23 protein-coding genes are annotated in these 23265 nt (G+C 49.6%); 8 read left to right on the plus strand and 15 right to left on the minus strand.

The window, feature by feature from the left end:
• Positions 1–117 precede the first annotated feature (117 nt).
• Positions 118–1203: a glutamine-hydrolyzing carbamoyl-phosphate synthase small subunit gene (gene carA / locus Mpt1_RS01280; RefSeq protein ID WP_048111508.1), complete on the plus strand. Its 1086-nt coding sequence runs from the start codon at positions 118–120 to the stop codon at positions 1201–1203.
• A complete protein-coding gene (gene carB / locus Mpt1_RS01285; protein ID WP_048111509.1) occupies positions 1200–4406 on the plus strand; it encodes a carbamoyl-phosphate synthase large subunit in 3207 nt (1068 codons plus the stop codon). Before carA ends, carB begins: the two co-directional genes overlap by 4 nt.
• On the opposite strand, the gene Mpt1_RS01290 is transcribed toward carB, so the two are convergent.
• From Mpt1_RS01290 to Mpt1_RS07655, 3 genes are read right to left on the minus strand one after another with little or no spacing between them, the layout of a single operon-like run.
• On the minus strand, positions 4407–5759 hold the full coding sequence (locus tag Mpt1_RS01290; RefSeq protein WP_048111510.1) for a hypothetical protein: 1353 nt from the start codon (positions 5757–5759) through the stop codon (positions 4407–4409). It abuts the gene before it with no gap.
• A 51-nt stretch (positions 5760–5810) separates the two neighbouring features.
• A complete protein-coding gene (gene pth2, locus Mpt1_RS01295; protein ID WP_048111511.1) occupies positions 5811–6191 on the minus strand; it encodes a peptidyl-tRNA hydrolase Pth2 in 381 nt (126 codons plus the stop codon).
• 46 nt (positions 6192–6237) lie between these two features.
• Entirely contained in the window at positions 6238–6507 is a 270-nt protein-coding gene (locus Mpt1_RS07655; RefSeq protein ID WP_158386716.1) for a PH domain-containing protein, read from the minus strand.
• A 384-nt stretch (positions 6508–6891) separates the two neighbouring features.
• On the opposite strand from Mpt1_RS07655, the gene Mpt1_RS07840 reads away from it, so the two are divergent.
• The 3 genes from Mpt1_RS07840 to tgtA all read left to right on the plus strand — a co-directional run bounded on the left by Mpt1_RS07840 (position 6892) and on the right by tgtA (position 9428).
• Positions 6892–7017 carry a hypothetical protein gene (locus tag Mpt1_RS07840; RefSeq protein WP_274518176.1) on the plus strand — a complete coding sequence of 42 codons (126 nt, stop codon included), beginning with the start codon at positions 6892–6894 and terminating at the stop codon, positions 7015–7017.
• 62 nt (positions 7018–7079) lie between these two features.
• Positions 7080–7475 (plus strand): hypothetical protein, encoded by a 396-nt coding sequence (locus tag Mpt1_RS01305; protein WP_048111513.1) that lies wholly within the window; start codon positions 7080–7082, stop codon positions 7473–7475.
• 24 nt (positions 7476–7499) lie between these two features.
• On the plus strand, positions 7500–9428 hold the full coding sequence (gene tgtA / locus Mpt1_RS01310) for a tRNA guanosine(15) transglycosylase TgtA (RefSeq protein WP_048111514.1): 1929 nt from the start codon (positions 7500–7502) through the stop codon (positions 9426–9428).
• Here tgtA and Mpt1_RS07385 read toward each other — a convergent pair.
• The 8 genes from Mpt1_RS07385 to Mpt1_RS01345 all read right to left on the minus strand — a co-directional run bounded on the left by Mpt1_RS07385 (position 9372) and on the right by Mpt1_RS01345 (position 17284).
• Entirely contained in the window at positions 9372–9635 is a 264-nt protein-coding gene (locus Mpt1_RS07385; RefSeq protein WP_082007211.1) for a KEOPS complex subunit Pcc1, read from the minus strand. The genes tgtA and Mpt1_RS07385 overlap by 57 nt on opposite strands.
• A 4-nt stretch (positions 9636–9639) precedes the next feature.
• Positions 9640–10758 carry an isocitrate/isopropylmalate dehydrogenase family protein gene (locus Mpt1_RS01315; protein WP_048111515.1) on the minus strand — a complete coding sequence of 373 codons (1119 nt, stop codon included), beginning with the start codon at positions 10756–10758 and terminating at the stop codon, positions 9640–9642.
• Positions 10755–11240 (minus strand): LeuD/DmdB family oxidoreductase small subunit, encoded by a 486-nt coding sequence (locus Mpt1_RS01320; protein WP_048111516.1) that lies wholly within the window; start codon positions 11238–11240, stop codon positions 10755–10757. Before Mpt1_RS01320 ends, Mpt1_RS01315 begins: the two co-directional genes overlap by 4 nt.
• Positions 11237–12499, minus strand: coding sequence for a 3-isopropylmalate dehydratase large subunit (locus Mpt1_RS01325; RefSeq protein ID WP_048111517.1), 1263 nt, complete (start codon positions 12497–12499; stop codon positions 11237–11239). Before Mpt1_RS01325 ends, Mpt1_RS01320 begins: the two co-directional genes overlap by 4 nt.
• The gene (locus Mpt1_RS01330; RefSeq protein ID WP_052399222.1) at positions 12499–14091 is read right to left on the minus strand and encodes a 2-isopropylmalate synthase; all 1593 of its coding nucleotides are present in this window, start codon (positions 14089–14091) and stop codon (positions 12499–12501) included. The genes Mpt1_RS01325 and Mpt1_RS01330 overlap by 1 nt, the downstream gene beginning before the upstream one ends.
• Before the next feature lie 135 nt (positions 14092–14226).
• Complete coding sequence (locus Mpt1_RS01335) at positions 14227–16080, minus strand: InlB B-repeat-containing protein (RefSeq protein WP_048111518.1); 1854 nt, start codon at positions 16078–16080, stop codon at positions 14227–14229.
• A 96-nt stretch (positions 16081–16176) separates the two neighbouring features.
• Positions 16177–16746: a hypothetical protein gene (locus Mpt1_RS01340; protein WP_048111519.1), complete on the minus strand. Its 570-nt coding sequence runs from the start codon at positions 16744–16746 to the stop codon at positions 16177–16179.
• 139 nt (positions 16747–16885) lie between these two features.
• On the minus strand, positions 16886–17284 hold the full coding sequence (locus tag Mpt1_RS01345; protein WP_238603134.1) for a desulfoferrodoxin family protein: 399 nt from the start codon (positions 17282–17284) through the stop codon (positions 16886–16888).
• Between the two features lie 81 nt (positions 17285–17365).
• Here Mpt1_RS01345 and Mpt1_RS01350 point away from each other — a divergent pair, with 81 nt between their 5' ends.
• Entirely contained in the window at positions 17366–17989 is a 624-nt protein-coding gene (locus Mpt1_RS01350; RefSeq protein ID WP_048111520.1) for a hypothetical protein, read from the plus strand.
• Here the strand turns inward: Mpt1_RS01350 and Mpt1_RS01355 are convergent.
• Complete coding sequence (locus Mpt1_RS01355) at positions 17970–18515, minus strand: flavodoxin family protein (RefSeq protein WP_048111521.1); 546 nt, start codon at positions 18513–18515, stop codon at positions 17970–17972. The genes Mpt1_RS01350 and Mpt1_RS01355 overlap by 20 nt on opposite strands.
• A gap of 70 nt (positions 18516–18585) precedes the next feature.
• Between Mpt1_RS01355 and Mpt1_RS01360 the strand changes: the two genes are divergently transcribed.
• Positions 18586–19644 (plus strand): NAD(P)-dependent glycerol-1-phosphate dehydrogenase, encoded by a 1059-nt coding sequence (locus Mpt1_RS01360; protein ID WP_148305793.1) that lies wholly within the window; start codon positions 18586–18588, stop codon positions 19642–19644.
• Between the two features lie 3 nt (positions 19645–19647).
• Entirely contained in the window at positions 19648–20073 is a 426-nt protein-coding gene (locus tag Mpt1_RS01365) for a UPF0179 family protein (protein WP_048111522.1), read from the plus strand.
• A 3-nt stretch (positions 20074–20076) separates the two neighbouring features.
• Here Mpt1_RS01365 and Mpt1_RS01370 read toward each other — a convergent pair whose 3' ends face one another.
• The 3 genes from Mpt1_RS01370 to lonB form a co-directional block, all read right to left on the minus strand.
• Positions 20077–20553 carry a CinA family protein gene (locus Mpt1_RS01370; RefSeq protein ID WP_048111523.1) on the minus strand — a complete coding sequence of 159 codons (477 nt, stop codon included), beginning with the start codon at positions 20551–20553 and terminating at the stop codon, positions 20077–20079.
• The gene (locus tag Mpt1_RS01375) at positions 20543–21085 is read right to left on the minus strand and encodes a nicotinamide-nucleotide adenylyltransferase (RefSeq protein ID WP_048111524.1); all 543 of its coding nucleotides are present in this window, start codon (positions 21083–21085) and stop codon (positions 20543–20545) included. Before Mpt1_RS01375 ends, Mpt1_RS01370 begins: the two co-directional genes overlap by 11 nt.
• 69 nt (positions 21086–21154) lie before the next feature.
• Positions 21155–23242, minus strand: coding sequence for an ATP-dependent protease LonB (gene lonB / locus Mpt1_RS01380; protein ID WP_082007213.1), 2088 nt, complete (start codon positions 23240–23242; stop codon positions 21155–21157).
• Between the last annotated feature and the right edge of the window lie 23 nt (positions 23243–23265).

Here is a 23265-nt window from a genome sequence, read left to right on the forward strand (position 1 = left end):
TTATCCCTATTTCGTTCAATATCGGATGGTTTGTCTGCTATCGGACAACGAAGGATATGCAGTGTCAGCACTCATCACAAGCTATTAAATATAATTCTTAGCTCTGATTGATTCTCGATGGCGAAAAGTTATTTGGTTCTCGAGGATGGAAGCGTGTTCGAAGGGGAGCCCTTCGGATACAAAGCGTCTGCAGTCGGTGAGGTCGTTTTTTCAACCGGGATGGCGGGTTATCAGGAAAGTCTTACCGATCCCTCCTTCAGAGGCCAGATACTTGTTATGACATATCCGCTGATAGGCAACTACGGAATAAACGATGATTATTATCAATCGGACTGCGTCCACACAAGGGGCCTTGTGGTAAGGGAATACTGCAAGGAGCCGTCACCCATGTACGGCGGACGCACAATCGATGATTTCCTCAAAGCGAACAAAGTGCCCGGGATATGCGGAATAGACACCAGGGCGCTTGTGATCAAGATCAGGACAATGGGTACGCTGAAAGGTGCAATCACCGAAGACAAGGACGGGATCGAGAGACTGATCAAAGAGCTCAAACGTATGCCGGCACCGTCCGAGAGCAACCTTGTGGAAGAGGTCTCGGTTAAAAAAATAGAGAAATACAACTACGGAAAGGAGCTTTGCGTGGGACTCCTGGATTTCGGAGAGAAGAGAGGCATCCTGAGAGACCTTTCACACAGATTCAATGTGACGGTCTTCCCATACGATACGCCTGCGGATGTGATAATGGACAACAAGGTGAAAGGGATCCTTCTTTCTAACGGCCCCGGGGATCCGTCGCATCCGGCGATATTGAAGACCACTGCAAGGACGGTCTCAGACCTTTCCACGCAGATACCCATATTCGGGATATGTCTCGGCAACCAGATCACCGGCGTTGCGTTGGGCGGCAAAACATATAAGATGAAATTCGGACACCGCGGAAGCAATCAGCCCGTGAAATACGAGGGCAGAGTATTCATAACGTCCCAGAACCATGGTTTTGCGATAGATGAAAGCAGTCTTGAGGGTAAAGATCTGATAGCGAACCAAATAAATGTCAACGACGGCACGGTGGAGGGAATGGAACACACCAAACTGCCGATATTCACTTCGCAATACCACCCGGAGGCATCTCCCGGGCCGTGGGATACGTCATTCTTGTTCGATAATTTCGCCAAGGCCGCAAGGGAGGCGCACAGATGAGAAAAGAATACAAGAAACTGATGGTGATCGGTTCGGGCCCCATCGTTATCGGCCAGGCAGCGGAATTCGACTTCTCAGGTACCCAGGCGTGCCGCTCGCTTAAAGAAGAAGGATACGCCACCGTTCTGGTGAACTCCAATCCCGCAACCATTCAGACAGATACGGACACAGCAGACAGCATCTACATAGAGCCCCTCCAAGTACCCATTATCACAAAGATAATCGAAAAAGAAGGAGTTGACGGCGTACTTTCGGGAATGGGAGGACAGACGGCCCTCAACATCTGCTCGGAACTCGCAGAGAACGGGACGCTGGAAAGACTTGGCTGCTCACTTCTGGGAACACAGCCAGACGCCATCGCAATGTCCGAGGACCGTGAGCTTTTCAAGGAGACGATGGAGAGGATAGGGGAACCCGTACCTCTTAGCAGAAGCGTGCATACGGTCCAGGAAGCCATCGAAGCGGCGAACATGATCGGGAAATACCCCGTCCTTATAAGGCCCGCATACACGCTGGGAGGGACCGGCGGCGGAATAGCATACAACGAGCAGGAACTTGTCGAGATATCCGCCAGAGGCCTTGCGTATTCGCGTATCCACCAGGTACTGATAGAGGAGAGCGTCCTCGGGTGGAAGGAATACGAGTATGAGGTCATGAGAGATGCCAACGACAACTGCATAATCATCTGCAACATCGAGAACCTCGACGCAATGGGGATACACACCGGGGAAAGCATCGTTTGCGCCCCGTGTCTCACATTATCCGACAAGGACCACCAGAGACTCAGGACAGCCTCGATAAAAGTAATCAGAGCGCTCAATATCGCCGGCGGATGCAACGTGCAGTTTGCTTTCAACCCCGCGAACGGGGACTACAGGCTGATCGAAGTGAACCCCCGTGTTTCGAGATCGTCGGCATTGGCATCCAAGGCGACAGGCTACCCCATCGCAAGAGTGGCGACAAAGATAGCGGTCGGCTATACATTGGATGAGATCCCCAACAAGATAACGGGTACAACATTCGCCGCATTCGAACCGGCGATAGATTACGTAGTAGTAAAGATACCGCGCTGGCCGTTCGATAAGTTCAGGACGGTCGACAGACACCTCGGAACGCAGATGAAGAGCACCGGCGAGATAATGTCCATAGGAAGGACATTCGAAGAGGCCATCCTGAAAGGATTAAGGTCTCTGGAAATAGGTGTTACCGGTCTCGACAGCATCAACATGACAGACGAGGAGATCGAGACAGAGTTCCTTCACGCAACGGACAAGCGCATATTCGCGATAGGAGAGGCGCTAAGAAAAGGCTGGGAACCTGAAAAGATCGCAGACATGACAAAATGGGACGTATTCTTCGTCAACAAACTGAAGAACATCGTCAACATGGAGAAAAGGATCAAAAGCGAACGTCTTACGAAGGAACTCCTCAAAGAAGCAAAGCGCATGGGATTCTCCGATGAAAAGATAGCCGAACTCACCAACAAAAAAGAGTTGGAGATAAGGAAAGAAAGGAAATCGCACGGCATCATCCCGGTCTACAAGATGGTGGATACATGCGCCGCAGAGTTCAATGCGGGGACGCCATACTTCTATTCCACATATGAATCGTCCACAGAAGTGAAGAAGGATGACAAAAGAAAGAAGGTCCTGATAATCGGAAGCGGACCGATAAGGATAGGGCAGGGTATCGAGTTCGATTACTGCTGCGTACACGGAGTGATGGCCCTTCAGGAAGAGGGAGTGTGCGCCATCATAATAAACAATAATCCCGAGACCGTATCCACGGATTACGACATATCCGACCGCCTGTACTTTGACCCTATTACTATGGAAGATGTCCTGAATGTCATCGAAGCCGAGGATATAGACGGCGTAGTGGTCCAATACGGCGGCCAAACGAGCGTTAACCTGGCGGTCGACCTCGAGAAGGCACTTGCCGGAACGAAGACAAAGATACTCGGAACAAGCCCGGACATGATGGATGTGGCAGAGGACAGAAGAAGGTTCTCCACACTCATGGACGAGCTCGGGATAAAGAAGCCTAAGTCAGGAACAGGTTACTCGTTCGAAGAGGCAAAAGAGATCGCAGATAAGATCGGGTACCCGGTGCTGCTCAGACCGTCGTATGTTCTCGGCGGAAGAGCGATGGAGATAATATATTCGGTCGAAGAACTGAAAACATACGTTGAAACGGCCGTCAAAGTGTCCAGGAACCACCCGATATTGGTCGATGAATATCTAACAGAGGCGATCGAACTGGATATAGATGTTGCCTCGGACGGCAAGGATGTCTACATCGGCGGGATAATGGAACACATCGAGTATGCGGGCTGCCACTCAGGCGACGCAACAATGGTGCTGCCTCCTTTCACACTTTCAAAAAAAGTGGTCGATGAGGTAGTGGAAATAACGAACAAAGTGGCGCTTGCACTGCAGATAAAGGGGCTCATGAACCTTCAGCTTGCCGTCAAAGACGACCAAGTATTCATGATCGAGGCGAACCCAAGGGCATCGCGTACGATCCCGTTCATATCAAAAGCCACAGGCATACCTCTGGCAAAGATAGGTACAAAGATTATGCTGGGAAAGACACTGAAGGATTTCGGGCTGTCAGGGTACAAGGAGATAGACCATTTTGCCATCAAAGCATCGGTTTTCCCCTTCCTTAAACTCCCGGGCGTAGATTCGATACTCACTCCCGAGATGAAGAGTACCGGAGAGGTCATGGGTATCGATCAGGATTTCGATATCGCTTACTATAAGGCCCTGGTCGCGGCAGGGAACAAACTGCCGACGGGCGGCGGAGTGTATATCACAGTAAACAACTCAGATAAGGAAAGGGTCCTTCCCGTGGCGAAAGAGCTTTTGAGCATGGGTTTCCACATTTATGCAACTAAGGGGACATCAACATATCTGAGAGAGAATGGGGTCGAGACAACGACCGTCTTCAAGTTAGATGATAATATGAAACCGAACGCGATCGGCCTTATGAGGGAAGGCAAGATAAATCTTATCATAAACACGCCGTCTCAGAAGTCCGGACCGATAAGAGACGGACATAGGATGAGAAGACTGGCTGTCGAGCTGGAGATCCCATTTCTGACATCCATACAGGGTGCGGATGCCGCAGTCGGAGCGATCAGCGTAGCCAAGGATCAAAAATTCTCAGTAATGTCCATGAAAGAGTTCCATATGCTCTGATCAAGCCCCAGTCCTTTTTCTGTATTTCAGGATAAGCACGACCAAGGCGATGGCCATTATGGCGATTATGATGACCAGTACTATAATGAGCGAAGACAAGCCGCCGCTGCTTTCTGTTTTATAGTCATTGGATGTGGTCAAGGTTACGTTTCCGGCAACTTTGAAAGAAACAGAAGCACCATCGCACGGGGTGCCGTTCATGTACATAGTCGGCAGGGGGGCGTCCCCGACAGCCTTCATGCTGATGGTAAAGGATGTGTTGTAAGGTGCCGCGATCACTCCCTGAAGCTCCGTCGTTACACCGTTATTCCCTATCTTGACCCACTTTATGCTGTCATCCTTCGAAAGAGTTACATTGTAGATCTTGTTGGATACTTCGCCGTATATCGAAGTGTATCCCGGGGTCCCTATCTGTATGGCGGAATCCGGGGACAGTACATTGCCGCCCGCGTCCTTCCATTTTTCAACAACGCAGTCTATAAGATTATCTGTCGGCGGAAATACCAATGTTCTGTTGCCCGTAATGGATTTGTATTCGGTCGCATACGCATATTTATTGTCAAATATGAACTTGGTGAGAACAACAGAGTATTTGATGTTCGATTTATTGAAACCCGCTTCGCCATAGACAATCACACATGCTGTTGGATCCAGGGTGACCACTCCGGACACAACAGTGCTGCTGCTCATATCGGTAGTGAAAGAAGCACGGATCCCCACGGTCAAAACATCGGCCACTCTGAAAGCGCTTCCGGTGGAGATATTAAGGGTTCCGGTGATCGAAGCGGTGACAACATCTACTGCAGAGTAATTGAATATAGATACATCGCCTACTTTCATCGCTCCCCCGACCCACAGTTTTCCGTTTCCGCTGAAAATTAGATAACTTTCTTTTTGCAGACCAACGTTCAGGGTCCCTCCGCCATAGATGTTCACCGTACCTGTAACAGTAGCAGTTTTTTTGTTAAGGTCAGTTGAGTTTCCGTTATTCTCGATAGTAAGGCAGCCGCCGTCGACAACGGAAACGATGCCTTTTATGCTTAGATCGCCGGTTGAGATCAACTCTCCGCTCACAATAAGTACTGAGCTGCGCTGAACGGTCAATGAAAAGCCCATGTCTTTCAATATGACGCCTTGGTTTATGGTAAGATCATCAGAGATCGAGGCATCGCTTCGCATTTCTATTGTGTCTCCGCTGACGGCATTTTCGAGAGCGGCCGCAAGATCGAACTGATCCGCGCCCAGCGGAGAAGCAGTGCTTTGTTCATTATCGGCGTCCGTAACAAAGGACACTGTTCCGACTATACCAAACAGCAAAACGATCCCAACTGATACCAGAATGACCTTCTTCATTGCAATCCCACAACTTAGTGTATGGAAATGCAGGAATATAAAATAAACTATTTAAAGCATCTTGAGCTCGCCGGTTATTTTGTCAATAACCGATGCCGCGGCAGGGCCTATCCCCATGCATGTGATCGTCCCCGGTTCGACCTCGGTCCTTCCCGCATCACATACAACGGAGTTGTTGATGCTCTGAGCATCCAATATCGCTTTGAACTCGAACAGCTCCTTTTCGGAATTCACTCTGAGGACTATTATCGGCTGGTTGTTCAGCGTCCATCTTTCGAAAGACTTTGAGTCCTTCTTCATGACACTCAGCAGGCAGTTCACCACCGCATGGCCCGTCTGGGCGGCGATCTTACCCCTTGTCATTTTAAGATCTTCCCTTACCAGTACAACCAGCTTATACTCATCCGCCGCTCTTAGGTCAAAGTAGGCCATACTTGGCGAATACGCTTCTCTATGATAAAGTTGTCAGTCAAAGAGGTCACGCATCTTGTTTTTTCTTAATCACACTCGGGTCAGGAAGTTTGGATTCAAGGTCAGAATAAAATTCCTTGATCTTTCCGGGTGACACAATCACTAACTTCTCTTTACCGTTAATGTCAATATATGTGATCTCGATGCTTTTCCATGTAGAGAAATCGTATTTATAACCCTTGTTGATGTCAGACATTTTCTCGATGCGTCTTATCGATGTGTACATGATCTCTCGGTCTTTGAAATAACGTCTTATTATCAAGCGGTCGAATTCCACAGTGTACCGTTCACGGAACAATAAAAAAAGAAAGACATAAAAGATCAATAATGCAACAATGCCTAGGATTTTTTCTATGCCCACACCGCCCATCAATAATGCAAAGATAAAAAAAACGCCACAAGCAATAGCAAGTATTCTACGTACATTCCAATAATCCCAATTCTCTGCGTATATATTGGCGTCGGCCACAGTAGAAAATGAGAGTGTCTTTATTAATGATTTTCTTTTTGCGGGACTGTGTCAAATATGGAAAACTATTGTCTGCTTATGAGTTGGTGAATCACGAGTTGGTGAATCACGATTCAGGACAACAGTGCCAGACTATTTGAGGCGGCAGGGTACATGAGATGAGACCACACGAAGAACGTTACAAAAGCGATTATGTTCTCCGAAAAAGATCTATTTCTGTTCTTCTCAAGATCCGGGTTCACGGCAGGTATGATGAAGGACGCAGAGAACAATGACAGATTGACACTGGTCGGATTGGACGATCTGTTCAAGTTTTGAACATGAGCATAATCCCTTGGTCGGTGCAATACGCTTTTAATAAATGATACCGATGATGCGGCATGGCCATGATCGACATTGAATACAGGCACTCTTCGGAGCCTCCGGATGATGAGGATCTTAGAAGATGGTCCGTTGAAGAGATGGAAAAGTACCTCAAAGGTCTCGTTTTCGATATGCAGGTGGCAGATATCTCTTCGAAGTTCACAAGCGTAGAAAAAGAAGGGCCCAACTCCCTTTACATAAACGGGAGGAAGATACAAGATATTCTGGACGGATTGGAGATCAAACCGCTTGAGGTCGATGAAAGCTGCGATCACGGAAAAACGAATATCGTCGGCTTCGGACGCCCTGTCAATCAATGGAGAAAGGATGTTATCGAGGACATTCCCGATGTTCTTGTCAAGAATGCCATATCAAAGGTCTACGGGGACATTCTGAAGAACAGAATCCTTTAATTAAGCGATAATATCCTTGACTTGATGTTCGAGGTCGTTAAGAGGGACGGACTTGCGAGGATAGGCAAGTTCCAGACAAACTCGGGAGTGCTGGAGACACCTGCGCTCCTTCCTGTGGTAAATCCGAAGATATGCACCGTTTCACCTAAGGAACTCTATGAAGAGTTCGGTTTCGGGGCTATAATAACGAACTCATACATAATAAAGAACAACCCGGAACTGAAAGGAAAGGCGCAGGAAATAGGACTGCATAAGATGCTGGACTTCCCGGGAGTGATAATGACCGATTCCGGCACGTTCCAAAGCCACATGTACGGCGAGGTCGAGGTCACCAATGAAGAAATGGTGGAGTTCCAGAAAAGCATAGGGACGGATATCGGAACGGTTCTGGATATCTTCACGGAACCTTTCTGGTCGAAAGAGAAGACGACAGAATCGATCGCGGTCACCCTTGAAAGAACGAAGAAAGCATGCGAGATCAAAGGCGGCATGATGATAAACGGGGTCGGTCAGGGATCGATATATCCGGACCTCAGGGAGGATTGCGCCAGAAAGATGGCGTCGATGGATATTGACGTCCACCCGATAGGCGGTGTTGTTCCGTTGATGGAACAGTACAGGTACGTCGATCTCGTGGATGTTGTGATATCCTCAAAGAAAGGGCTGAATCCGAACAGGCCCGTACATTTGTTCGGCGCGGGGCACCCTATGGTGCTGGCACTTGCGACGTTAATGGGATGCGATCTCTTCGACTCCGCATCTTATGCCAAATTCGCCAGGGATGACAGGATGATGTTCATCGACGGAACATTCCGTCTTCAGGATATGCAGTCCCTCGACTGCAACTGTCCGGCATGCAGGAACCAGACATTGGAATCTTTGAGGAAAATGGACAGGAAGACAAGAGAAAAAACGATCGCAAGACACAATCTGTATCAGATAACCGAAGAGCTGGCACTTGTGAAGAGGTACATTCGCGAGGGACGCCTCTGGGAACTGACGGAGATAAGGTGCAGGGCGCATCCCGCAATGTTGGACGCTCTCAGGCGTCTCGCGGAGCATCAGATGTTCCTTGAGAGGTTCGATCCCATCAGCAGGGATGGCGCACTGTTCTATACAGGAGCGGAAACAAGGGCAAGGCCGGCATTTGCAAGATACATCAACAGATTGTTCAGCAGATATGTGCCGGCGACGAAGAATGCGGCGTTGTTCTATGACGAAGGGAGCAAACCTTACAGTAAAGCAAGACCGTCGGATTTCGATAAGGCAAGAAGGGCAGGCTATACGCCGGTAGTGGTATCTCCTTTCGGCCCGGTCCCGGCGGAGTTGGATGAAGTATACCCCATAGCGCAGTCCGTTTTCCCGAAAATAATGGATTCCGATACAATGCGCGACTCCGAAGCATTCACCGTCAGATTCCTTCAGATAATGTTCGACGAAGTGGTAAATGGGGAAGAGGTCTCTGACGAAGGGACCGAAGAATACGACCCGGACCTCATCAGGGCCAAAGCGGTGTCTAGATATCAGTTCGGCAAAGATGCAACGGAAGCCCTCTTCAGAGGGAAGATCGAGCTGATCATAAGCAAGAACACCGGGAAGATAAGGAATGTCATCTCCGATGGGGAGCACGTGCTGTCAATGCGCGCGGGTGACGGGCTGTACACTTTGAGAAAAGAAGGTGCGGACAGGATCGCTTCCGCCGTCCCGGCCCCGTTCATGAGGGTGAAGGTCATGGATGATGCGGTACCGTTCGTTTCGGAAGGAAGGAACGTATTCTGTCAGTTCGTGACGGAATGCGACGATGAACTCAGACCTATGGAAGAGGTCATCGTGACCGATCAAAAAGATAAAGTGATCGCCACCGGCCGCGTTCTGCTGGTGGCGGAAGAAATAAGGTCATTCAAAAAAGGTGTCGCAGTCAAGGTCAGGAGCGGGTCCGGAGACGAGGCCTGAGGCCTCTTCCGCCGCTTTGATGCAGGCCATGAGGTCATCTGCGGTGTTACGAAGAGTTCCCGCACTGCTTGAAGCGATCTTCATCACCAACAAGCATCCTTTCAACTCGGTCGTGATATAACCTTCGTTATCCGGAGCTATCGAATCGAAGATGGCCTTTGCCGTCCTCTCGTCATCGTACTGAATGCGAAGGTCGAGGGTTATCATCGGCTCACTTCTTCTGTCCGAGTATGAATTTACAGACCGCTTCTCCGACGGCGTCAGTGTTCAGTTTACCGCCGAGATCGGCTGTTGTCAGCTGATTATCCAGACAGTATCTTACAGCCTTCCTTAGCATCTCTCCTTCTTTTGGGTAACCGATATTCTTGAGCATCATCTCCCCTGCGAGTATCGCCGCTACAGGGTTGGCTTTCTTTTGACCTGCGATATCCGGTGCGGATCCGTGGATGGGTTCGAACATGCTAACTCCTTTCGGGTTGATGTTGCCGCTCCCACCCATGCCGAGACCGCCTTGAAGCTGAGATCCCAAATCGGTAAGGATGTCGCCGAACAGGTTCGGGACCGCTACGGTGCCGAAGGTCTCGGGCCTGACGATCATCGCCATCGCCATCGCGTCGACGAACATGTAGTCGAGGCCCATCCCGTGCTCTTTTGCTTTAGCTTCGAATATCTCTCTCTGCATGCCGTAGATGTGGGTGCAGACGTTCGCTTTGTCAACCAGTGTTACTTTCTTGTGGCCTTTGGCTTTTGCATAGTTGAAAGCGTATTCTGCAAATCTTGTGATGCCTTTCCTTGAAAGGAGTCCGATCTCAAATGCGAAATCATCATTGTTCGATGACTTTGTTCTGAGTTCCATTTCGAGCTCGTACATCTCTCTCTTCACTTTCACATGAGCATCCTTTTTGCTTCCGTTGAAGGTCCCTCCGGCTCCCATGTAGAAATCCTCGGTGTTCTCCCTCAGGAAGTGGATATCGAACGGCACCTCTCTTTTGAGAGGGACGAAGGGGAACCAAGAGGTTACGGGTCTGAGATTGATGTACTGGTCGAAGACAGCTCTCATTTTCAAGAGTACCCCTTGTTCCAGAATGCCGGGTTTGACCCTCGGGTCGCCTATCGCTCCGAAGTAGATCGCGTCTTTCTTTCTCAGGCTGTCTATGTCCTCCTGTGTTAGGAGCTCGCCGGTCGTAAGATACCTATCGGAACCGATATCGAACAGTTCGCCGTCATAGTCGAACGAGGAGACCTCGCTCACCGCATCCAGTACTTTCAGTCCTACGTCGATTACCTCTTTTCCGATCCCGTCCCCGGGTACTATCGCAAGATGCTTCAAAATTTACCCTCCTTTATCAGATTGATCAGTCCGCCGGATTCTATCAGCTGGTTAATGAACGGCGGGTACTTCGGGAATGAGAACTCTTTTCCGTTGTTCAGATCCTTCACTTTACCGCTGTCGGTGCAAACCTCTATCTTATCGCCCTCTTTGATATCGGTCTTGCATTCTATCAGTAACAGGCCTATATTCATCGAGTTGCGGTAGAATATGCGTGCGAACGATTCGGCCACGACACATGAGAATCCCGCTTGTATCAACGACAGCGGGGCATGCTCCCTCGATGAGCCACAGCCGAAGTTCTTTCCGGCCACTAGGATATCCCCCTTTTTGATCTCCTTCGCGACCCCCGGTCTGACCTTTTCGAATATGAAATCATTCAGGTGCGTCAGATTGGTGGAGACCAGGCGTTCCGCCGGTATTATCTGATCGGTATCTACGTTGTCCCCGAATTTCCAGACCTTTCCATGTATCTTTGTCATCTGTATCCCTCCAATTGTTCGGGGGTGACTATCTTTCCCGCGATGGCCGATGCGGCAGTGACCTCCGGCCCCGCCAAGTAGACCTCTGAGTTCTTGTCTCCCATTCTGCCGATGAAGTTCCTGTTCGTTGAAGAGACGGCCTTCTCTCCCGCTGCCAATATGCCCATGTATCCGCCCAAACATGCGCCGCACGTGGGGCCGGATATGAATGCTCCGGCATCCAGGAAGATCTCCATCAGACCCTCATCCAACATCTGTCTGTATACTTTTTGTGTTGCGGGCACGACCAGGAACCTGACATCCGGGTGGACCTTCCTTCCCTTTACTATAGCCGCCGCGGCGCGCATATCCTCTATGCGGCCGTTGGTGCATGACCCCAAATACGCCTGGTCGATCTTGACGTTCGTTCCCTTTACGGCACGGCCGTTGCTGGGCAGGTGCGGGAATGCTACCATCGAATCTATCTTTGACAGATCGTACTTCAGCACCTGGCAGTACTTTGCGTCTGGGTCGGCCGATACAGGGGTGTATTCCCCTTTCGCCGTATCTTTGATGTAATCTTTTGTAAGGTTGTCAAAGGGGAATATTCCGGCTTTGCCTCCCGCTTCTATTGCCATGTTGGAAACGGTCAGGCGGTCGGAGACACGCATGTTCCCCACGCCGTCGCCGTGGAACTCGAACGCTTTGTAGTTGGCTCCGTCCACTCCGATATCGGTTATGATCTTTATTATCAGGTCTTTGCCGCCTATATTCTTCCTGAATTTGCCGGTCAGTTCCACCTTTATGGTCTCAGGTACTTTGAACCAGAGTTTTCCGGTGGCGAATGCCACTGCGGCCTCGGTGGAACCGATGCCGGTCGAGAACGCATTGATGCCTCCGTATGTGCATGTGTGCGAATCCGCTCCGACGATGAGCCTTCCGGGCGCCGCAAAGCCCTCCTCGATCATGATCTGGTGGCAGACCCCGCCTTTACCCACTTCGTAGTAATTCTCCACTTTGTGTTTCTTGGCGAAGTCCCTCATCTCTTTCGCTTGTTCCGCGGAGGCAACATCTTTGTTCGGAACGTAGTGGTCGGGTATGAGCACCATCTTCTCTCGGAATATCTTCGTCGAGCCGATCTTCTCATATTCTCTGAATGCGATTGGTCCGGTAACATCGTTCACCATCACATAGTCCACATTCGCAACGATGATCTGGCCTGCTTTTGCGTCGGTCCCGGATTTATCGGATAGTATCTTTTCTGCTATTGTTTTTCCCATTAGGCATTCCTCTGTCTCGCGAAGTCCCTGTTTATCGCACACATCATTGCGTCCACGGATGTTTCCACTATATCTAAACCAACCGCTTTTCCGACAGCCAAAGCACCGTCGTTCTGCACATTCTTGACCATCACTGTTACCTCACATATCGAATCGCTCTTTCCCGTTATTGCGCTCAGTTTGTATTCTTCCATGGTCAGCTTGTCGTTTATGGCCTTCTTTATTGCGTTGATCGCCGCATCGACCGGCCCTACGCCGGTCTCGGCAGCTGTTCTCTTGCCGCTTCCCGCGATGGTAACGGTAACGACCGCCGTGGATGTGGTGTTCTTTCCGGTCAGAACGGTCAGCTCGTCCAGAGTGACCATCGTGCCCTTAGTGTTCCTCTTCCACAGCAGGTTGTCGACTATGACCAACAGTTCTGCGTCATCGATCATCTTTCCGCCGATAGCGATCTTCTTGATCGTGGACAGCAGATCAGGCAGATGCTCTTCAGGGAATGCGATCCCCAGAGCATCCAGCCTTCCTTGGATGGAATGTGCGCCCGAGTGCTTTCCTATGACGATCGCTCTGTTCTCCCCCACCATCTCGGGCTTGAACGGTTCGTACGTCAGAGAGTTAGCCATCACACCGTGCACGTGTATCCCGGATTCATGAGCGAAGGCGTTCCTGCCGACGATAGGTTTGTTCCCGGCCAGGTTGAACCCCGTTATGCGCTCGACCAGCTTCGACGTTGGGCCGATCTTGCTCATATCTACGGTCTGTATCCCATAGTTGGCGAACAGGTTCACTGCCACCTCTTCCAAAGCGGCGTTACCGGTTCTTTCGCCGATCCCGTTCATACAGACGTGGCAGATGGTCGCACCCGCATCGATCGCTGCGATGGAGTTGGCGACCGCCAGGCCCATGTCGTTGTGGCAATGCACAGACAGGGGCACTTTCACTGTTTTCTTAAGTTCGCCGATCAGGTAACCCATCGCACGCGGCGTGATCACGCCCACTGTATCTGGGATGTTGATGGAATCGACGCCCGCTTCCTGTACTCCTTTCAGCACATCCTTCATGAAGTTCAGGTCAGATCTGGTCGCATCCTCGCAGGAGAACTGCACTTCCAGACCGTGAGCCTTTGCGTACTCGACGATCTCTACCGCCTTTTCCTTCACTTGTTCCGGCGTCATTTTCAGCTTATACTGCATGTGCAGGTCCGAAGTGGCGATGAATGTGTGAACCATTCCGACACCAGTTGACAGCACCGCATCTATATCCGATATTACGCAACGTGCCAGACTGCACACTTTAGCATCCAGATCGGATTTCATCAGTTTGGTCAATATCTCCTTTTCGCCCTCTCCGGAAGCGGCAAACCCGCCCTCCAGTATGTCCACTCCGAGATCGTCGAGGGCAATGGCTATGCGTACTTTATCCTCCCGACTCAATGCGATGCCGGGGGCCTGCTCACCGTCCCTCAGAGTGGTATCAAAGATCTTCACATCTTTAATAGGGCCCACACCAGAGAGCGCAAGCTGGTTGTACGGACTTACTGCCAGCATTTTTTCCAAATTCTTAGCGCTTTCACTGGTTTGTTGCTTTTTCATAAAATCACCAAACCGTCATTGCTTCCACTGATTACTTAAGAAGAATAAGTTCATCAGTCGTTAGCTTGAAGATCATTTTTAGACCTCTTGACGGTGGAACTCCATTGAATAAAGCGTATTTAAAAGTTAGCAACATCATCTCCATGAGGCAGAAAGCAAGTAGACTTCATTTTCTATTTTTATTTGACCAATTATAAGTTTGCCCTCATACAGCCACCCAAGGAAATAACATCCTTCTTTTTTGTCAACTGGTTCAGAAAGCGGGGTGTAGTAACTACCTATTGTGACTGAGTAAGATGGTCCATCGCTGCCATCTGACATTAGGTATCCAACGTATGTCACTCCGGGGAATGAACAATCTCCAATTATCTCGTAATGTCCACCCATGTAATTTGCTATGCCCGCTTGTGGACAATAATCGTCGGGTAAACTTAGGTCAAAACAAGTTCTTATCACAACTGATTCATCAGATCTTATTTGTATCGTTCTTGGAGGCGTGCTACTGCCTTGAATAAATGTGTATGTCATTTTTCCAACAGATACAACCAAATTTGGTCCAAAATAAACATTATATGTGATGGGATTCCAGATCGAATGAATAGATAGATTGGAGTTAACTATAGAAGTCGACTCCACATCCCATCCGCCAAAGTTATATGCAACTCTTTTTGGGGCACTCTCGACGAAAGGAACCGCTGTCCCTCCGATGACCCAGAATGTCTCGAACACTCCTGTATATCCATAGAAATCAACCCTATAGATGGAGGGAAGGATCGCGTCCTCACTGAAATAGAATCCTCCAGAAGCACTTCTGACGCCGCTCAATCCTCCCACTTTATTTGCATAGTTATCGGGGGCGGAATAGCCCGAAGCGGGGCCGATCTTGACCAGGTCTCCCGGACAAACAAACACTGTCTTCGACGTTGAATTCCCGATCTTTACGTTGTCGCCCGCGGTTATCTTCAGTAACGACGGGAATGAAATATTGTCAGTTATGCGGTATATTCCTCCGGAAACGGTGTGTTCACCTCTGATCTGTGAATCGAACGTTGCGGGTATTGTGTATCCATCCGCAGGAACAACCGTCAGATCGTCTTCGACAGTGGCTTTGGAGGCGGCCGTTCCGTTGACCAGGACAGTCACGTTCTTTCCGGATGAAACGCTGTATAAGATGGGTTCGACCCCCGTTACCGTTATCAGGTGGTTGTCTCTGACGTCTTCGATAAGGATCACTCCGTCTGTCGGTATCTTTGCATCTCCTCCGTTGATGTGGATCCCGAAATCAGATGTTTCTTTGTATCCCTTAAGCAGCCTGAACTCAAGAGCGTACGACTGCTTGTCGTGCACCTTCTCCGCAGAAGCGGTCAGGACATATCCGGTCTGCTCTTTCGGCAGGGTGATGCTGTGTTCTGTCTTGTCGTAAACGCCGGTGACGGTAACTATCTGGTCCGAGTTTATTTTTTCCAGGTAGATCTTCCCCATGGCATCCAGTTTCATCGGGTTGTCGTTCACCGATATCACAAGATCTTCTTCCATGTGGCTCGGCATGAGTCTGTATGTGAGTACCGATTCGCCGCCGCTGACGACCGTCGACGGCTCGGCTGTAATGGTATAACCCTCCTGTTCCGCCGGCAGTATGATCGCATATACTCCCGAACTAACGACCATTGCGTGAAGAGATATGTCTCGGTTCACCGTAAGCCGCGTTCCGGGCTTCAATGTCTCACCGGACAGGTCTGCCTGCGTGTTCCATCCGACGAATCTATCCGAGGCGTCTTTGGCAGACGCAAATTCGGATATTGTTTCTAATGTCCCGGCCGATACTGTTCGTTCGGAGATCTTGTTCCCGTTCTTGTAATATGTTACTTTGTACGTGCTATTGTCATCATCGCCGTTAAGAACAAATGCTCCTAAAACTGCGACCGCCGCAACGGATGCGACTACGATTATGATAATGGCGGTTGATTTCTTGTTAATGGTATTCCCCACCTAACGTTTTTTGAGCGTCGAAGGGGGCCCATCACCCGCTTCCTGGCTACCAATAACCTGGTTGGGTTTAAAACCCTAACTAAGCTACTCCGAATATCACTTTTGTTTTTTCTGAGCCTTCTTCTGCTCTGGTTTCGGTTCTCCGGCGGGGGTATCAGGTTGAGGCTTTGCCGCTTCGGTCTGTTTGATCTCCGGAACGGCTTCCGGCTGGGCCTGTGCCACATCGTCAGCCGGCTTTGCCTCCGCCGGAGGTTCAGCTACGGGCTGTGCCGCAGGTGTTTCTTTCTCTTTTCCCTTCTTCCTTCCGCCTTTGATCCAACTCTCTTCATCGAACGATTCTTTCTCGACCTTTCCTTTTTCCGCCTTCTCTTCGTTCATCAAGGTCTGGAGTTTTTCTCTGTCCTTTCTTTCGGCTTCTTTTCTCTTCTGTCTGGATTCTTTCAGTTCGGCTTTGGCGGCGGGACGATCCTCTTTTGGAAGGGCTCTGATCTCAGTTTTTCGGTTGGATTCATACTTCTTTGCGAGGTATTTGTCGGTCTCTATCTTGCTTTTAAGGTTCTCGATCTCATCCTTTCTGGTCCTTGTGATCTTTGCGTGTCTTGCCGTTGCCTTTGGTTCGTATCCTTTTTTCGTGTCATCTGAAGTATTTTTTTTGTTAGAAGCCATAGTCATATCCTCGCAATCGATAATGCTGAATGAATGCAGGTATTTTCATCATCTGATTTAAAACTAACATAAGACCTGTATGGAAAGAAAAGGACAGGACATAAAATAGGTTGCGGCCGTTTCACAACGGCCTTGGTGTTCACGGGGACTTCCAGTATTTGTGTAAGTTGCAGTACTCCCAAGCGACGATATGCTTTGCATCGGTCTTGAAGAATGCTTCCGGCGCATCTCCGGGGTTGAGGTACTTCCTCATCAGGATGCCGTCGGCTTCGATCTCGATGAAAACGATATAGTGCTCAGCAGTCATCGGGTGAGCGGTCTCTTTTCCGACCTTTACAAGTACGCCTCCGCTCTTTTTCTCGATGTATGGGACGTGTTTCTCTTTTGTCACGTCTGCGGTCTGGGCTTTCAGCTCCGTCATGGTATCGCCGCAGCATTCGGGTATAGGTCCTCCTGCGGAATAGATCCCCTCAACCACATTCTTGCATGTGTCGCACATATAAATGGCTCTCTTCTCTACTTTTGCCAGTTTAATCACCGCGACCGAATCACTTTTCAGAGTATATTATGCATTCGTTGCCACTATAAACGGTTTATATTGCTTTGCACATCTACGGTTGTGGAGATATCGGCGATCTATTCGGTACTGAAAGGCGGCGAGGTAAGGGCTGCACCTGTGACGATCAACGGAACAGATATTTCCTTCAGGGCTGAGCCGGTCGTCCACGAGTACTCTGTCGACGAGCTCAGCGAAAGGATGCCTCTCGTGGTCGTTGACGTTAAAGGGTTGGGAAAAGAGAATCTCGACGATAAGCTTCTGTCGAAGATAAAATTCCGCGGAAGCGACGTTTGGTTCCTCACGCATATTTACAATGTAGAGGACGTTTTCGATTGTTTCATGGGAGATATCGCAAAGGCGATGGTCCCCTATCATACCACCCGTACAGACTATGTGATGGTAGAGATCCACGACGTGTCGGAGAACTGCATCCCCGTTCTTTTTGTTGTAAAGGGGAGGGTCGCCTGCAGAGGCGGGAACACAAAAGATATCCGGACATCCGTCGACGAGATCGCAAGAATAGGATTCCGGGAGATCGCGGTATTCGATACTGATTCGTCATTGATGAATGAAGACTGGGTTAGTTTGAAGGATCGGTTCCGGAATATCATCCCTTTCGTAAGGAGCAAGGAATCCGGTATCAGAGAGATCGGATTCGAAATGATCATTTCCGACTATCTGTGACGGTCTTTCCGATCTCTTTCCCGTAATCAAAGGATGTTCTCTTCACGTCTGATATCTCTTTACTGTCGGTATCGGGTATTTCCAGCTGTCCGAGCCAATTAATTCCGGCCGTTATGGAGAATGCTTTGAAAATGGATTGCGCATTCTTGAAATTAGGCGATCGCCCTCCTCCGGACAACAATGCCGCAACATATGTGGGATGTTCATCGACTCCGAACCACAGCGGCTGGAATCTGTCGATCACAGCTTTAATGACAGAGGACGGCCCGCTGAAGTGGATAGGGGTGGAAAGAACGAGCAGATCGCTCTCCCTGAAGGCCTTGTATATCTTTTCCATGTCGTCTGTGATGATGCACTTTCCGTCCTTCGAACATTCGTCGCAGCCTGTGCAATGTTCTATTCTCATTTCAATAGGGAAAATGATGTCGGAAGTTATTCCGTAAGTCGAAATGCCCTCTGAAAAAGACCTGCACATCTCTGATGTGAATCCCCCGTCCATGCTTCCGCAAACGATCAAGGCCCTCATACATTAAACCGTAGCCGTGTATTATTTTTTATATGTTCTGAGTGATTAAGATGTTTGTCGAGTTGGTAGCGTGTCGGATTTTACCAAGAATAAAGCAATGGAATTCCCGAGGATAGTAGACATTGGGCATGATGCGATAGAGAATGTCGCAGACGTCTGTGATAAACTTAAATTCGGGAACAGCGGCATGATCATAACCGGCACAGAAACATACAGAGCGGCGGCAAAAAGGATCGAGGACATGGTCTCGGAGAGACGCAGCATCTCCACCTTCCAAACGACCAACGCAACATTCGATAACATAGAAAAAGCGGAGAAAGCAGCGAGAGAACAGAATGCGGCATTCCTGCTTGCTGTCGGAGGAGGCAGCAAGATCGATATCGCTAAAATGGTCGCGAAGAAGATCGACATACCTTTCCTTAGCATACCCACATCAGCCGCACACGACGGGATAGCCTCTGACCGTGCATCGATAAAATCGGAAAAAGAATCATTCTCCGTCAGCGCAGTCTCCCCTATCGGAATAATAGCCGACTCGAAAGTGATAAATGAGGCGCCGTACAGATATCTTGCGGCAGGATGCGCAGATGTTCTCTGCAACCTCACCGCACTTAACGACTGGGAATTCTCAAGCAGAATATCGGATGAAAAGATAAGCAGTTCGGCGGAGATAATAGCAAGACATGCGGCGGAAGAGATAATCTCCAACTGCAACTACATAAAACCCGGGATCGAGGAGAGTGTATGGCTCGTCTTAAAGACGATCGTCGCATCGGGAGTTTCTATGCTGATCGCCGGCAGCTCAAGACCTACCAGCGGCTCTGAGCACATGTTCTCCCACGCTTTGGACGTGATCAGACCGGATACGGCCCTCCATGGCGAGCAATGCGGCGTCGGGGCGATAATGATGATGAAGCTCCAGGGCGGGAATTGGGAGAGAATAAGAGATACGTTAAAAACAATAGGCGCTCCGACGACCGGGAAGCAACTGGGATTCACGGACGAAGAGATAATCAGGGCACTTGTCATGGCGAGGGAAATGCGTAAGGAAAGATTCACCATACTTGGGGATAGGGGACTCACGAAAGCTGCGGCCGAAAGGGTGGCAAGAAGCACCGGAGTGATCTGAAACATGGTCTCCATCACTTTGATAAGCATCCCTCAGGCAAAGGAGGGGGGCAGATTCTATTACCTTGGACCTCAGCCGGAGTGCGATGAATGTAAACTTAAAAAGGTGTGCGTCAACCTTGAGCAGGGCCATTTGTATGAGATAATCTCAGTGAGAGAACAGACACACGACTGTGTTCTGAATGAGGACAAAGTAAAGGTGGTAGAAGTGAATAAAACCGTTCAGATGTCCGCTGTTCCCAAGAGGTCAGCGATCGAAGGCGGGATAATAACTTTGAAAGAGCCGGAGTGTAAGAAACTGGACTGTAAGAACTATAGAGTATGCCACCCATATGCTCTGGAGAACGGTAAAAAGTATAAGATCACCAATGTAAAAGGAAGCGCAGAATGCCCGATATACGGCGATCTTGTACTCGTGACGTTGTTATGAAGTTCAGCCGAGGTCGTTTATTGTTTCTATCAGCAGCCTCAACGCAGAATCGACGGCACTTGAACGGATCTTATCTCTGTTGCCTTTAAAATTGAATTTCTTTGCAAAATTTCCATCCTTTGTCGATACTCCCATCCACACAAGCCCTACAGGCTTGACATCGGTGCCCCCTCCGGGGCCGGCTATGCCGGTGATCGAGATGGCGATGTCAGTTCCGAAAAGTTCTCTCACGCCGGAGGCCATACTCTCGGCGGTCTCTTTGCTGACCGCTCCGTTCATCATCATCGAGGACTTCTGAACTTTGAGGATATTCTCTTTCGAATCGTTGCTGTATGTGACCACTCCCCCAAAAAAATATTCAGACGAGCCCGGAACAGATGTTATTGCCGCACCGAGCAATCCTCCCGTACATGACTCAGCAACTGATATTGTTATCTTTTTCTTTGAGATCAACTGTGAAAGATCCTCCTCAGAGGCCAGTTTGTTCCCCTCCCGATATGTCCCTCAGCCTTCTCACTCCGTCGATGGAATCGATGATATCCACAACCTTCTTGGGGACAAGTTGACGCCACTCGTCTCCTTCTATCATCTTTTTTCTGACAACTGTTCCGGAGTATACCTCGCGGTTGTATAGCGGGGAGGCCCTTAACTTATATCCGGCCTCGCTGAACAAACGCCTTGTCAAAGGATTGTTGCTGTAGACGATCGAGAAAGGCGGAGAAAGAGATTCCACCTGTGCGACCCATAGGGAATATCGGTTGATGTCTTCGATAGGAACTATACAGTAATTCCTTATGCCCTCATCTTTCAGGACCTCATTGATCATAAGGTATCTTTCCCCCGCCGTAAAGGGGTTGTTGCATTCATGTGAATATTGGGCACTGCCTATTCCTATCGTAAGGTTCTCGGATTCCGCCGCGCATTTACGTATGACCTCCATGTGACCGTTATGGAGGGGCTGGAATCTTCCGATCATCAACGAATGTTCGCCGAAATAGCGTTTGGAGACCATGATACCCTATCGGCATTAACAGATAAAAGATTCTTTTCTTTCGGACAAGAAAGTTGAAGAATAAGGCGTTTATTGCGGACAGGGTTTGCCGCCCTTTGTCTTGCTCTTTTCAGTGACGGTGGTCGTGTCCTCTGTCTCTTTTATGACGGACTGTTCGGTCGAGGCCGGAGATCCTTTCTCCCTCGGTTCGGCCGATACATACTCCTTCGGAGACTCTAATTTCTTCGCGGTGGACACACCGCCCTCTGTGATCGGCAGAAGTTTTTCCATCAGATTCCTCTTCTTTGTGCAGTCGACGAATGCGTATTCGATCACATCATAGAAGTTCTCTACGCTGTAGACCTCCATGTTGCGGTAATACTTGTTCTCCATCATCACATCGTTCGCATTGGCAGCCGGCACCAGTGCTATTTTCATCCCCGTTGCCGCAGCGGCTTCCAGTTTTGCGGTGACACCGCCGACCGGAAGGACCCTGCCTCTGACGCTGAGGCTTCCCGTCATTGCGAGATCCTGTCTTATCGGTATCCCTTCCATCGCAGACAATATCACGGTCGCCATCGCTATAGATGCGCTGTCGCCTTCTACTCCGTGGGTACCTACGTATTGTAAGTGGATATCATACTCGGATATCGACCTTGAAGTGTACTTCTTGATGATCGCAGATATGTTGTCGACAGCTTCCTTTGCTATATCGCCGAGGCCTCCCGTGGTTACCAGCTTCCCGCCTTTTTTAGTCTGAGGAGGGGTCATCTCTGCCACGATCGGAAGCACTATCCCCGAGAATTCCGACATTCCGGAGTCTGCTCCGTATACGGCAAGGCCGTTGACCATTCCGACCTCGGCACCGTCTGTCTCGATCAAAGAGTACTTTTTGATGTGCTCTATCTGGCGATCGGCTATCTGTTGCTCAAGGCTGCGTGCGGTGGCCTTTGCGGCAAGCACATCGTCAACCGTGACAATATCCGACCTTCTTCCGACAGCTACATCTCCTGATACGCGGATGAGGCCTCCGAGCTCCCTCATTCTGAGTGTGAGCTCTCCCTTCCTTCCCGCACGGCGCTGAGCTTCTTTGATAATCTCTCCCACGGCGTACTTATCGAAGTGGGGGATCTTCTCATCCTTCTTGACTTCCTGCGCAACGAATCTGGCTATGTTATAGCGGTTCTCTTCTGTGTCAGGCATGGTGCTGCGCATGTATACTTCGTAACCGTAACCCCTTATCCTCGATCTGAGCGCCGGGTGCATGCCGTTTATGGCATCGAGGTTTCCTGCGCACACCAATATGAAGTCGCACGGAACAGGCTCTGATTTCACCAAAGCACCGGACGATCTTTCGGATTGTCCGGTAATTGACATCTTTTTTTCCTGCATCGCAGTGAGTATGGCCTGCTGCGATTCGATCCTGAGCAGGTTGATCTCGTCAATGTAGAGGACCCCTTTGTTCGCTTTGTGTATAGCTCCCGACTCCAGTCTGTCATGAGAGGGCGTCTCCAGACCGCCGCTCTGGAACGGATCGTGCCTCACATCTCCAAGAAGCGAGCCCGCATGTGAGCCGGTCGCATCTATGAAGGGCGGCATATCGTTCGGATCGTGCCCAACCAATACTTTGGGGACAATTGCCGTTTCCTGTTTTTGGATGGGTGTTCTTGTGAACATCAATATTATCATTACTCCGAATAAGGCCACAAAGAGCAACATCCAGTTGTTGAACATGAAGGCGGCGATGAACCCGATCATGACGATCAGGATGCTTGCGTAGATGTAGGAAGAGTTCTTCTGCGTCTTCATAGCTGTCGCATGAGCTTTCTGCTCTCTTACGATCTCTTTGCCTTTTCCGGCAGGGAATACTCTGATCCTCGGCTCGTTCACATCCTCGGGATTGTGATATGAGACAATGTCTTGAAGCTCTTCTTTTGGAAGATACTCCACCATGGAATTGGCAAGCATGGACTTACCCGTACCGGGTTCCCCGATCAGCATCACGTGCCTTTTCTGGGAAGCCGCTTTTTTCATAACTTCCACGGCCTGATCTTGGCCTATGACGCGATCCGACATCTTTTCCGGGACGTTGATGTCCCTGGTCGAGCGGAACGTCTGCCGTTCTATCCAATCCTCGAGGGGGACAAGTGTCGGTTTCTTGTTTACAAAAGCTTCCATTTCTTATAATCCCTTATCCTTCA

This window comes from Candidatus Methanoplasma termitum, from assembly GCF_000800805.1.
GTDB classification, from domain to species: Archaea; Thermoplasmatota; Thermoplasmata; order Methanomassiliicoccales; family Methanomethylophilaceae; genus Methanoplasma; species Methanoplasma termitum.